This window comes from Pseudomonas sp. p50(2008) (genome assembly GCF_015351605.1).
Taxonomy (GTDB): Bacteria; Pseudomonadota; Gammaproteobacteria; order Pseudomonadales; family Pseudomonadaceae; genus Aquipseudomonas.
Map to the genome: position 1 here is coordinate 189449 of NZ_JACMYF010000008.1, position 12805 is coordinate 202253.

13 protein-coding genes are annotated in these 12805 nt (G+C 59.9%); 2 read left to right on the plus strand and 11 right to left on the minus strand.

Annotation, left to right across the window (positions count from 1 at the left end; translation table 11 throughout):
* Position 1: 1 nt before the first annotated feature.
* From lipB to H7698_RS22525, 11 genes are all read right to left on the minus strand, one after another.
* Complete coding sequence (gene lipB, locus H7698_RS22475) at positions 2 to 649, minus strand: lipoyl(octanoyl) transferase LipB (RefSeq protein ID WP_194692862.1); 648 nt, start codon at positions 647 to 649, stop codon at positions 2 to 4.
* A complete protein-coding gene (locus H7698_RS22480) occupies positions 649 to 924 on the minus strand; it encodes a DUF493 domain-containing protein (RefSeq protein WP_162439931.1) in 276 nt (91 codons plus the stop codon). The genes lipB and H7698_RS22480 overlap by 1 nt, the downstream gene beginning before the upstream one ends.
* Positions 925 to 1010: 86 nt before the next feature.
* Positions 1011 to 2168 (minus strand): D-alanyl-D-alanine carboxypeptidase family protein, encoded by a 1158-nt coding sequence (locus tag H7698_RS22485; RefSeq protein ID WP_162439930.1) that lies wholly within the window; start codon positions 2166 to 2168, stop codon positions 1011 to 1013.
* A 180-nt stretch (positions 2169 to 2348) separates the two neighbouring features.
* Positions 2349 to 3362, minus strand: a complete 1014-nt coding sequence (locus H7698_RS22490) for a septal ring lytic transglycosylase RlpA family protein (RefSeq protein WP_194692863.1) — start codon at positions 3360 to 3362, stop codon at positions 2349 to 2351.
* A complete protein-coding gene (gene mltB / locus H7698_RS22495; protein ID WP_162439928.1) occupies positions 3362 to 4372 on the minus strand; it encodes a lytic murein transglycosylase B in 1011 nt (336 codons plus the stop codon). The genes H7698_RS22490 and mltB overlap by 1 nt, the downstream gene beginning before the upstream one ends.
* 17 nt (positions 4373 to 4389) lie before the next feature.
* On the minus strand, positions 4390 to 5493 hold the full coding sequence (rodA, locus tag H7698_RS22500) for a rod shape-determining protein RodA (RefSeq protein WP_162439957.1): 1104 nt from the start codon (positions 5491 to 5493) through the stop codon (positions 4390 to 4392).
* A 31-nt stretch (positions 5494 to 5524) separates the two neighbouring features.
* Positions 5525 to 7420, minus strand: coding sequence for a penicillin-binding protein 2 (gene mrdA, locus H7698_RS22505; protein ID WP_162439927.1), 1896 nt, complete (start codon positions 7418 to 7420; stop codon positions 5525 to 5527).
* Between the two features lie 10 nt (positions 7421 to 7430).
* The gene (rlmH, locus tag H7698_RS22510; RefSeq protein WP_003185785.1) at positions 7431 to 7898 is read right to left on the minus strand and encodes a 23S rRNA (pseudouridine(1915)-N(3))-methyltransferase RlmH; all 468 of its coding nucleotides are present in this window, start codon (positions 7896 to 7898) and stop codon (positions 7431 to 7433) included.
* 9 nt (positions 7899 to 7907) lie between these two features.
* Entirely contained in the window at positions 7908 to 8402 is a 495-nt protein-coding gene (gene rsfS, locus H7698_RS22515) for a ribosome silencing factor (RefSeq protein WP_162439926.1), read from the minus strand.
* 72 nt (positions 8403 to 8474) lie between these two features.
* Positions 8475 to 9164 (minus strand): nicotinate-nucleotide adenylyltransferase, encoded by a 690-nt coding sequence (gene nadD / locus H7698_RS22520; RefSeq protein ID WP_268932914.1) that lies wholly within the window; start codon positions 9162 to 9164, stop codon positions 8475 to 8477.
* A 1-nt stretch (position 9165) separates the two neighbouring features.
* Complete coding sequence (locus H7698_RS22525) at positions 9166 to 10437, minus strand: glutamate-5-semialdehyde dehydrogenase (protein WP_162439925.1); 1272 nt, start codon at positions 10435 to 10437, stop codon at positions 9166 to 9168.
* A gap of 189 nt (positions 10438 to 10626) precedes the next feature.
* On the opposite strand from H7698_RS22525, the gene H7698_RS22530 reads away from it, so the two are divergent.
* Together H7698_RS22530 and H7698_RS22535 are read left to right on the plus strand one after the other, a co-directional pair.
* Positions 10627 to 11325, plus strand: a complete 699-nt coding sequence (locus H7698_RS22530) for a DNA-3-methyladenine glycosylase (RefSeq protein WP_194692864.1) — start codon at positions 10627 to 10629, stop codon at positions 11323 to 11325.
* Between the two features lie 147 nt (positions 11326 to 11472).
* Positions 11473 to 12789, plus strand: a complete 1317-nt coding sequence (locus H7698_RS22535) for a bifunctional DedA family/phosphatase PAP2 family protein (RefSeq protein WP_162441209.1) — start codon at positions 11473 to 11475, stop codon at positions 12787 to 12789.
* Positions 12790 to 12805: the final 16 nt, after the last annotated feature.

Here is a 12805-nt window from a genome sequence, read left to right on the forward strand (position 1 = left end):
ATCAGTCGATTCCGCCCGTTAGGGTCGTCTGCTCAGCATAGTCGAGGTGTTTGACGAGCTGCGCGCGCAGCCGGGCACTTACCTCGGCAAATTCAATCGATCCTGCGTGATCGCTCAGCTGGGTCATCGCCAGCCCGGCGTAGCCGCAGGGATTAATCCGTCGAAACGGTTCCAGGTTCATGTCCACATTCAGGGCCAGGCCATGAAAGGAACACCCGTGGCGAATACGCAGCCCCAGGGACGCTATTTTCGCCCCGTTGACGTAGACACCCGGTGCATCCGGCTTGGCCGCTGCCGTGACGCCATAGCTGGCCAGCAGCTCAATCAGGCAGTGCTCCATGCGGGTGACCAGGTCACGCACACCGAAACCGAGCTTGCGAACATCAAGCAACAGGTAGGCTACCAGTTGACCGGGACCGTGGTAGGTCACCTGTCCGCCGCGATCAACCTGCACCACCGGAATATCACCCGGGAGCAACAAGTGTTCGGCTTTACCGGCCTGACCCTGGGTAAACACCGGCGGGTGCTCGACCAGCCAGATTTCGTCGGCGGCCTCGGTGCCGCGTTCGTTGGTGAAGCGTTGCATGGCATGCCAGACCGGCTCGTAAGCCATCTGGCCGAGCTCGCGAAAGCCCAGCGTGCCAGACATCACAGCACCATGTGCACGAAACCGGTAGCCCGCAACTCGCTGTTGATGTCGTACAGCTGTTCTTGACCGGTGGCGATGATGTGCAGCTGGATGGTCGTGTACTTGCCGTTGGTGCTCTGGCGTTCAGCAAACGTCTTGAGGTCAACGGTCGCGTGTTTCTCAAGGATCGCGATGATCTTGTCCTTGAAACCCACGCCGGTGTCGCCGATTACTTTAATTGGGTAATCCGCGCAGGGAAATTCGATCTTTGGCGCCTTTACTTCGGTATCGGTCATGGCGTAACGGCCTCGTGAGCGTAAGCCGTGGCAACGAACATGGCCCCGCTCCTTATTGGAACGAGGCCATGCAGGTCCACACTAAATCAGTTGAACAAGCCGTAGAAGAATAGACGGATGCTATCCCACATGCGACGGAAGATACCACCCTCGTCGACCGCGTCCAGAGCAATCAGGTCTGCGCTGTGCACAACCTTTTCGTCCAGTTTCACTTCGACTTTACCGATCACGTCGCCCTTGGCGATTGGCGCAATCAGCTGTGGGTTCATGGTCATGCTGGCGACGAGCTTTTTCAGCTGGCCTTTTGGCAGGGTCATGGTCAGGTCTTCAGCCAGGCCGGCCTTGACTTGATTGGTGGTGCCTTTCCAGACAGGAGCCTGAGCCAGCTCGGCGCCTTTCTGATAGAAGGTCTGTGTTTCGAAGAAACGGAAGCCATAAGTCAGCAGCTTCTGGGTTTCGGAAGCACGGGCCACGTCGCTGTTGGTGCCGAACACTACCGCGATCAGGCGCATGCCATCACGGACAGCCGAGGACACCATGCAATAGCCGGCTTCATCGGTGTGACCGGTTTTCAGGCCGTCGACGGTCTTGTCGCGCCACAACAACAGGTTGCGGTTCGGTTGCTTGATGCCGTTCCAGAAGAACTCTTTCTGCGAGTAGATCGCGTAATGAGCCGGGTCTTCGTGGATGATCGCGCGAGCCAGCACGGCCATGTCATGAGCCGACGAGTAATGCTCCGGGTTCGGCAGGCCGGTCGGGTTCATGAAGTGGGAGTTGGTCAGGCCCAGATCGGTGGCGGTTTTGTTCATCATGTCGGCGAATGCGTCTTCGCTGCCCGCGATGTGCTCGGAGAGCGCAACACTGGCGTCGTTACCCGACTGAATGATGATGCCGTGCAGCAAGTCGCTGACAGTCACCTGCGAGCCAACCTTGATGAACATCCGCGAACCACCGGTACGCCAGGCGTTTTCGCTGACCGTTACCGGATCGTTTTCGCCGATCTGGCCACGACGGATTTCCAGGGTCGCGATGTAGGCTGTCATCAGCTTGGTCAGGCTGGCCGGAGGCAGACGCTGGTCACCGTTGTTCTCTACCAGCACGTTACCGCTGCTGGCGTCCATGAGCACATAGGATTTAGCGGCCAGTTGGGGTGGCGAAGGCATCATCTCAACCGCGAACGCGGCAGGCGAGATGAGCAGCGGTACTAGCAGGCACAGTCGTTTGGCAAAGGTGGTGATGTTCATCCGTCTCTCGAAATCGCTAATGGTACTGCCCAGAGGCAAATCTAATCAGACAACCTTCTAACGGGTCGTCGCGTGTTCAGTTGTTCACTCAGAGCCCTTGCCGGGCTTTTGTTCTTCAACGAGCCAACAACCAGGCCCACCCCCCAAATAGCAAGTGAACCGTCATTCAAGTACTGCGTACTACTCGGCAGTGACCAGGCTCGGCGAACCGAGATTGGCCAGCCGCACGCTGTTCTGCACTTGCTGGATTTCACCCTGCGAGCCGATTGGCCCCAGGCGAACCCGATGCAGTGTCTGTTGATTGCGCACGATCGAACTGATGAACACCGGAGCGCTCACCATTCCGCTCAGCTTCGATCTCAGGAGTTCTGCAGCGTCCGGGTTGGCGAACGCGCCCACCTGCAGATACTGGCCAGACGCTGGTACAGAAGCGTTTTTTTTTGCATCGATCTGCACGGGCACTACGGCCGCTGCGTGCTGCTGCGGCGGTGGCGTCCATTGTTCGACCGTACCGGCCGACGCGGTTATGACCGGGGCCTTGTTCTGTGCAACCTGCGGTTCGTTAAGCATCAACGGCGCCGGACGCCCCTTGGCGGCCCACCACTGCTGCGGATCGATACCTTCGACCTTGACTCGCGCCGTGCCGGTTTCGGCATAGCCGAGCTTCTTGGCAGCCGCGTAGGACAGGTCGATGATCCGGTCCGAATAGAAGGGGCCACGATCATTGACCCGCAGGACTACCGACTTGTTATTGTCCAGGTTGGTCACCCGAACGTAACTTGGCAGTGGCAGGGTCTTGTGAGCGGCGCTCATGCCGTACAGGTCATACACTTCGCCGTTGGCGGTGTTCTGCCCATGGAACTTGGTGCCGTACCAGGACGCCGTGCCCGAAGCCACATAGGTCTTGGACTCTTGCAGCGGGAAGTAAGTCTTGCCCAGCACGGTGTACGGGTTGGCCTTGTAGGGGCCGGTATGCAGGGTTGGCGTGGCATCCGGGATGCGCGATACGTCGACGTCCCACCATGGCGCGCCGTCCTTGTGAGCACGGTTGATGTCCAGCCCCGGCGTCGAGCGCACGGCAGGGGATGAGGATTTCTGAGCCGGCGCGCGGCTGGTCGAACAACTGGCGACCAGCACTGCCAACGCGGCGAATGCCATCAGCTTCAGGGGTTTATTCATAGGCAATGCCCGCATTACTTGACGCCCCGTGCTTGGACCAGCTGTTCAGACAGTTGATGTACGGCCATGGCGTACATCACGCTGCGGTTATAACGCGTGATCGCGTAAAAATTCTTCAGGCCCATCCAGTATTCAGGGCCGTTGTCACCTTCCAGGCGGAAAGCGGTGACCGGCATATCATCGCGCAGCGCATCATGACTTGACCACCCCAACGCTCGCAACTCCCCGACGGTTTTAGTCGGTTCAATGCCAGTGGTCAAACCTTCCTCTACCTGATCGCCACGAACATCGGCGCGACTGACCACCGGCTCACCGGCGACCCAGCCATGACGCTTGAAATAACTGGCGACGCTGCCGATGGCGTCATCCGGGTTGTTCCAGATATTGATGTGGCCGTCACCGTCAAAGTCCACTGCATAGGCGCGAAAGCTGCTGGGCATGAACTGCGGGAGGCCCATTGCGCCGGCGTAGGAACCCTTGAGGGTCAACGGATCGACCTGCTCTTCACGGGCCAGCAGCAGGAACTCACGCAGTTCCTTGCGGAAAAATTCGGCACGAGGAGGATAGTCGAAACCCAGGGTCGACAACGCGTCGATCACCCGGAAATTTCCGGTATTGCGTCCGAAAAAGGTCTCAACCCCGATGATGGACACGATGACCTGCGCCGGCACGCCATATTCCTGCTCCGCGCGGGCCAGCACGGCCTCGTGCTGACGCCAGAAATCCACGCCCCGGGCGATACGCGCATCGGAGATGAACATTGGCCGGTACTCGTTCCACTGCTTGACCCGCTCGGCAGGTTTCGAGATCGCGTCCAGAATCGACTGCTTGCGCTCGGCTTCGCGGAACACGCCCATCAGCTGCTCACCAGCGAAACCGTAGTCGCGGGTCATTTCACCGACGAATTCAGCCACCTGGGGTGAGCCTTCGTAATCGCCGGCCAGCGCGTCTTGCGCTGTGCCAAGGATGCTTACCAGGCCGACCCACGGCGCGTATCGAGTCGCCCAGCCACGCATTACTTGCATTGAAATCTTCACCTTATTCAAACTTGTGCGATCCACTTACGATGGGTATGGATCGACATCAAAACCCCAAACGCTGACAGCAGCGTCACCAACGAAGTTCCTCCGTAGCTAATGAACGGCAACGGCACCCCTACAACCGGCAACAGGCCACTGACCATACCGATGTTGACGAAAACGTAAACAAAAAAAGTCATGGTCAGGCTGCCCGCGAGCAATTTGCCGAACAATGTCTGGGCCTGGGCGGTAATTACCAGCCCGCGACCGATCAATAAAAGGTAAATCAGTAGCAGCGCACAAATGCCCACCAGGCCGAATTCTTCACCCATTACCGCGATGATGAAGTCGGTGTGGCTTTCCGGCAGGAAGTCCAGGTGGGACTGGGTGCCCAGCAACCAGCCTTTGCCGAATACACCGCCGGAACCGATGGCCGCTTTCGACTGAATGATGTTCCAGCCAGTGCCAAGCGGATCGCTCTCAGGGTCGAGAAACGTCAGGATTCGCTGCTTCTGGTAGTCGTGCATGATGAAAAACCACATGGCGATGGCCACAGGCACTGCAGCGGCCAGCACACTGATAATCCAGCGCCAGCGCAGTCCGCCCATGAACAGCACGAAGGCGCCGCCCGCAAGAATCAGCAGCGAGGTGCCCAGGTCGGGCTGGCGCACGATCAGGATGAAGGGCAATCCGATCAGGAACAGACTGACGCCCACATGTTTGAGCTGCGGCGGCAAGGTGCGCTTGGACAGGTACCAGGCGATGGTCGCCGGCATCAGGATCTTCATGAATTCCGAGGGCTGGAAGCGAATCACCCCGGGAATGTTGATCCAGCGCGTCGCCCCCATGGCGTTATGGCCCATGACGTCCACCACCACCAGCAAGAGCACGCCGACCACATAACCGACTGGCACCCAGCGAGCCATGAAACGCGGTTCGAACTGGGCGATGACAACCATGGACACCAGGCCGATGCCAAACGATGTGGCTTGTTTGGCCAGCAGATCCCAGCTCTTGCCACTGGCTGAATAGAGGACGAACAGGCTGCCGGCGGCCAGGGTCAGCAACAGGATCAGCAACGGGCCATCGATGTGCAGTCGTTGCAACAGCGTCGCCCGGCGACGCATCACATCCTCACTGGAGAGCATGCGATCAAAATTATTCATCACGGGCCGTAGCCTCCGCACTGATAGGGCTGGCGTACTCGGCTTTCAATCGGCCGTCCTGGCCCAGAAGCCAGGCATCCATCACTTGGCGTACCACGGGTGCGGCGACGCCAGAACCGGACTCGCCGTTCTCGACCATCACCGACACGACGATTTTCGGGTTATCGGCCGGCGCAAAGCCCACGAACAAGGCGTGGTCACGGTGACGTTCCTGCACCTTCGAGCGGTCGTACTTCTCACCCTGCTTGATGGCGACCACCTGGGCCGTACCACTCTTGCCGGCGATTCGGTACTGGGAACCAGCAGCAGCCTTGCGCGCGGTACCCCGAGCGCCGTGCATCACCTGCTGCATGCCGTGGTTGACCTTGTTCCAGTCGGACGGGTCACGCAGGACGATGTTCGGCATCGGGTTTTCATCTTTCGGCCTCTCACCTTCGACGGTCTTGGCCAGGTGCGGGCGGTTCCAGATGCCTTTGTTGGCGACCAGCGCCGTGGCTTGCGCCAATTGCAGCGGTGTCGACTGCATGTAGCCCTGACCGATCCCGAGAATCAGTGTTTCGCCCGGGAACCACGCCTGACGACGGGTTGCACGCTTCCATTCACGGGACGGCATCAAGCCCGGTGACTCCTCGAACATGTCCAGGGAGACCTTCTGGCCGATGCCGAACTTGCCCATGTAGGCGGACAGTCGATCGATGCCCAACTTGTGTGCCAGGTCATAGAAGTAGGTGTCGTTGGACCGCATGATTGCCGTATCGAGGTCCACGAAGCCGTCGCCGCTGCGGTTCCAGTTACGGTACTTGTGATCGTAATTGGGCAGCTGGTAATAGCCGGGGTCGAAGACTCGGGTCGACGCGGTGACCACACCGGAATCAAGACCTGCAATGGCCACGGCGGGCTTGATGGTCGAGCCTGGCGGGTACAGGCCTCGCAGGACACGGTTGAACAGCGGACGATCAATGGAGTCACGCAGCTCCGCATACGCCTTGAAGCTGATGCCTGTGACAAACAGGTTCGGATCGAAACTCGGCTGGCTGACCATCGCCAGCACTTCGCCGGTCGCCGGGTCCAACGCCACAACGGCGCCACGCCGACCGCCCAGCGCCGCTTCTGCGGCTTCCTGCAATTTGATGTCCAGGCTCAGGACGATGTCCTTGCCGGGAATCGGATCGGTACGCTTGAGCACACGCAACACGCGGCCTCGAGCGTTGGTCTCTACTTCCTCGTAGCCCACCTGACCGTGCAACTCGGGCTCGTAGAAGCGCTCGATGCCGGTTTTGCCAATTTGATGGGTGCCGCTGTAACTCACCGGGTCCAGAGTCTTCAGCTCTTTCTCGTTGATCCGCCCCATGTAACCCACCGAGTGCGCAAAGTGCGCACCCTGCGGGTAGTGACGGACCAGTTGCGCGACCACTTCAACCCCTGGCAGGCGGAACTGGTTCACGGCGATTCGTGCTATCTGCTCTTCGGTCAACTCGAACAGGATCGGCACCGGCTCGAACGGCCGACGCCCCTGCCGCATGCGCTTCTCGAAAATCACCCGATCCTCAGGCGTCAGCTCCAGCACCTGGACGATCACGTCGAGCACTTGCTGCCAATCGCCAGAGCGCTCACGGGTCATGCTCAGGCTGAAGCTGGGCCGGTTGTCGGCAATGACCACACCATTGCGGTCGAAAATCAGCCCACGGGGAGGCGGAATCGGCTGCACATGGACGCGGTTGTTTTCCGAAAGGGTCGAGTGGTACTCGTACTGAATCACCTGGAGGAAATACAGCCGCGCGATCAGCACACAAATCAGCACCACCACCGCAATAGCCCCGAACACGACGCGGCCACGCACCAGACGGGCGTCTTTTTCGTGGTCCTTGATGCGGATCGGCTGAGGCATGAGGGCAGAACTACTTGTGGTAAGGGTGGCCGGACAGCACTGTCCAGGCACGATACAGCTGTTCGCCGATCAGGATCCGCACCAGCGGGTGCGGCAACGTCAACGGCGAGAGTGACCAGCGCTGATCCGCCCGCGCACACACTTCCGGCGCCAGCCCTTCCGGGCCACCGACCATGAAATTCACTGTGCGCGAGTCCAGCCGCCAGCGATCGAGCTCGACCGCCAGTTGCTCGGTGCTCCAGGGCTTGCCGTGGACTTCGAGTGTGACAATCCGCTCGTTCGGCCCGACCTTGGCCAGCATGGCTTCGCCTTCCTGGCGGATGAAACGAGCCACGTCGGCGTTTTTGCCACGGGTGTTGAGCGGTATTTCCACCAGTTCCAGCGCCAGCTCGGAAGGAAGACGCTTGGCATATTCATGCCAGCCTTCTTCCACCCATTTGGGCATGCGTGAACCGACGGCGATCAGTCGCAGTCGCACAGCGAACCCTTATTGCTGGTCTTTGTTGAGCTTGGTGAAATGCTCATGGGTGTTCTCTGGGCTGTGGTGTGCAGCGCTGGCCGAACGGCTTTGCTCGGCACCGGCCCACAGACGCTCCAGGTCATAGAACTGACGGGCAGAGGCAGTCATCATGTGCACGATGACATCATCCATGTCCAACAGGACCCAATCGCTGTCGCCCTTGCCTTCTTCACCCAGTGGCTTGACGCCTTGGGCTTTGACGGCTTCGCGGACTTTGTCGAGCATCGCGCCGATCTGGCGGTTGGACGTACCGGTCGCGATGATCATGAAGTCGGTGATGCTCTGCTTTTCACGAACATCGATGACCTGGATGTCCTGGCCCTTCACGTCTTCCAGGGCTGCTACGGCAACCTTGACCAGTTCTTCGCCACGCAGCTCCGGCCCGGTTTGGACTTCTACTGGCAGCGGGGCGCTCTTGAACGTGCCTTTGCGCTTTACTTTGGTTTGGTCTTTGTCAGTCATATAAAACTCGTTTTGCTCGTATGTTCAGGCGCTTCAATACACGTTGTTGCACGTGCCTTGAGGCACTCCTATTCAGTTCGACGCACGGTAAAGTCCGTGCGCATCGATGTAGGCCAGGACCGCGTCGGGCACCAGGAAACGTACCGACTTACCGCTGGCCAGCAGTTGACGGATCTGGGTGGCGGATACCGCAAGCGGTGTCTGCCAGACGAATGCAATCTGTCCGCTCGGCCCTTTGAGGGCCAGCGGGTCGCTCACCGAGCGCGCTGCCAGCAGGTTGCGCAAGGCATCCGGCGGTTCGCTGTCGGCATCCGGGCGTTGCAGCACCAGGATGTGGCAATGCTGGAGCAACTCTTCCCAGCGGTGCCAAGTGGGCAGGCCGCAAAAAGCGTCCCAGCCCAAAAGTAGAAAAACCTGGTCTTCAGCGGCCAGCTCGGCACGCATCAGTTCCAGGGTATCGATGGTGTAGGACGGTTTGTCCCGCTGCAATTCGCGGGCGTCCACTACCAACGGCGCCACACCGGCCACCGCGCACTCAACCATTGCCAGACGGTCTTTTGCCGACACTTGCGGAGTGCCGCGATGAGGCGGCCGGGCACTCGGCGTCAGTCGCAACTCATCCAGCGCCAGCGATTCGGCGACTTCCAGTGCACCGCGCAAATGGCCGATGTGCACCGGGTCGAACGTCCCACCCAGCATGCCAATGCGTCGCGGGGCGGGCTCGCGGGCAGGGACCGGCGTTGTCAGATCGAGGTCGCCCAAGTCAAACAGACGCCTGGCCGCGCAACTGGCCATCACCGACCACGATGTACTTCTCGCAGGTCAGACCTTCGAGACCCACCGGGCCACGGGCGTGCAGCTTATCAGTAGAAATGCCAATCTCGGCACCCAATCCGTATTCGAAGCCATCTGCGAAGCACGTCGGAGTGTTGATCATCACCGACGCCGAATCGACTTCCGCCACAAAACGCCGGGTATCGCCGACGTTTTCACTGACGATCGAATCGGTGTGATGGGAGCCGTACTGATTGATGTGTTCGATCGCCTGGTCCAGGCCATCAACGACACGGATCGACAGAACCGGCGCCAGGTATTCGGTATTCCAGTCTTCTTCCGTCGCCGCTACCGCATCGATGATCGCCCGGGTGCGCTCACAACCGCGCAATTCAACGCCTTTCTCGCGGAACTGTGCAGCCATGGACGGCAGGAAATCCCCGGCAACGGCTTGATCCACCAGCAGCGTTTCCATCGCGCCGCAAATGCCATAACGGTAGGTCTTGGCATTGAAAGCGATGCGCTGGGCTTTCGGCAGATCGGCATGAGCACTGACATAAACGTGGCAGATGCCGTCCAGATGCTTGATCACGGGTACACGGGCATCGCGGCTGACACGCTCGATCAGGCCACGGCCGCCACGGGGCACGATGACGTCGACGTATTCCGGCATGGTGATCAATGCACCAACGGCGGCACGGTCGGTGGTTTCTACCACTTGCACGACGGCGGCCGGCAGTTCTGCCTCGGCCAGACCGCGCTGGATGCAAGCGGCAATCGCCCGGTTGGAATGAATCGCTTCGGAGCCGCCGCGCAGAATGGTCGCGTTACCGGACTTCAGGCACAGGCTTGCAGCATCGATGGTCACGTTGGGGCGGGATTCATAGATGATCCCGATCACACCCAGCGGTACGCGCATCTTGCCGACCTGAATACCCGACGGCCGAAAACTCATGTCGCGTATGGCACCCACCGGGTCCGGCAGGGCTGCGACCTGGCGCAAGCCGACGATCATGCCGTCGATGCGATCCGGCGTCAGCGCCAGACGCTCAAGCAATGCGGGCTCAAGACCATTGGCGCGGCCAGCAGCCAGATCCAGTTCATTGGCAGCGGTCAGCTCGGCGCGTGCAGCGTCCAGCGCATTGGCGGCAGCTTGCAGGGCGCGGTTTTTCTGCGCGGTGCTGGCACGGCCGATGACGCGGGACGCTTCGCGAGCAGCGCGACCCAGGCGGGTCATGTAGTCAAGAACGGACTCAGTCATGGTCTTGGCAAGGTCTTAGATAAGGTTTGATAAAGAGTAAAGCGGCAGATTATAGCTGTCGTGTCTCCTGACTAACAGCAGTGACGGGCGGATGGTCGAAATGGAAGGCAATTTGCCGACGTTCAGACGTGATTAAGCTTCAAATTGTTATCATCACGACTCATTCACCGCTGATAAACGCTACTGATCATGACAAATCTGACTCTTCGAGCATCCGCTACGCGGCAGCCCAAGGCGCTTCCAGATGCGTTTTTCAACCGCGATGCCCAAACGCTGGCCCGGGATTTACTCGGCAAAGTTATCCGTCATCGGGTCGGTGATCTATGGCTCAGTGCCCGAATCATCGAAACCGAGGCCTATTATTTCGACGAAAAAGGCAGCCACGCCTCACTCGGCTACACAGAAAAGCGTAAGGCTTTGTTTCTGGATGGCGGCCACATCTATATGTACTACGCCCGAGGTGGCGACTCTCTGAACTTCAGCGCCCACGGTCCCGGCAACGCCGTACTAATCAAGTCCGCCTACCCATGGACAGATGACTTGAGTGGACCGGCAAGCCTGGCGCAGATGCTGCTCAACAGCCCCGACGCCCAGGGACGCCCTCGCCCCTCGCAAAAGCTGTGTGCCGGCCAGACCCTGCTGTGCAAGGCGCTGGGGCTGAAAGTCCCCGTCTGGGATGCCAAGCGCTTCGATCATGAGATATTGCTGGTGGAAGATGCCGGCCCTGCTCCCACCCACATCATTCAAACCACACGACTGGGCATCCCCCATGGACGTGACGAACACCTGATGTACCGCTTCGTTGATGGCGCCTACGCGCCCTATTGCACGCGGAACCCGTTGCGACGCGGACAGGTCGAAGGGCGGGATTATTTTTTGCTGACTTGAACGATGGACGCCCCACTTGTGGGAGCGAGCCTGCTCGCGATAGCAGACGGACAGTCGACGCAGATGTCACCCGACACTCCGCCATCGCGAGCAGGCGCGCTCCCACAAGGAGATGAAATCAATTGAACATTCAATGGAGTTGTATGTATGGGCCCATGGCTCGATAGCGTGACCGGTTGGTTGACGGTGAACCCACAATGGCTGGCTGCGGCGGTGTTCATCGTGGCGTTTGTGGAATGCCTGGCGATTGCCGGCCTGATCGTGCCTGGCACGGTGCTGCTGTTTGCCGTCGCGGTGTTGGCGGGCAGTGGAGCACTGTCATTGAGCGAAACGCTGCTGCTGGGTTTTTTGGCCGGCGTTCTGGGCGACATCGTTTCCTACTTCATTGGACGTCATTTCCATCAGAACATCCGGCGCCTTCCAGGGCTGCGTCATCATCCAGAATGGATCGCCGGGGCCGAGACCTATTTCCAGCGCTACGGTATCGCCAGCCTGTTAGTCGGACGTTTTATCGGCCCTCTACGCCCCATGCTGCCAATGGTCGCCGGGATGTTCGACATGCCCTTCCCGCGCTTTCTTGCCATCAGCTTGCTGGCCGCTGCGGGCTGGAGCGTCGCCTATCTTCTGCCCGGCTGGGCCACGGGCGCGGCAATTCGCTTGCCACTGCCGGAAGGGTTCTGGCCTGAAGCGGGTATCGTCGCGGGGAGCATTGCGGCAATGGTCGGCCTGAGTATCACTAGCAGTATGCGCCGCCACCGCAAAGCAACGGTGCTGATTGCCGGCATGAGCTGTTTGATTCTTGCAGGCCTGTTCATCGGTTACCCGTACCTGACAGCCCTTGATCAGGGGGTGATGACGCTCATCCAGGAACATCGCAAGCCGATGCTCGATGAGGTCGCCGTCACGTTCACGCTGATCGGCGAATTCCGCAACATGCTGATGTTCAGCGCCCTGCTGACGGTACTGTTGCTGCTTACCCGACAGTGGCGACAAGCGATATTCGCCGGCAGCACTCTGCTCTTCACGGCACTGGCCAATACCGCGACGAAGCAATTTTTCGCCCGGGTGCGTCCTGAGGTGTTGAGTGATCCGCTGGTGAGCTACAGCATGCCCAGCGGGCACGCCTCTGGCGCTTTCGCGTTGTTCCTGACCCTGGCTGTGCTGGCCGGGCGCGGACAACCGCCGCGGCTGCGTCTGACGTGGTTGCTGTTGGGATGCTTGCCCGCGCTGTCGATCGCCCTGTCTCGGGTGTATCTGGGCGCGCATTGGCCGACCGATGTGGTGGCTGGTGCGATGCTCGCCGCGTGCGTATGTGCTGCGAGCCTTTGGCTGATTCAGCGCAAGGAACCGCTCAACGCCATGCCACCCCGGGTCTGGTGGCTGGTGCTGCCGGCCCTGACGATACTATTCGGCTTTTTCGCGCTGAGGCATTTGCCCCACGCGATGTTGAGGTATGCCTACTGAAGCCCAGCCGCGATTC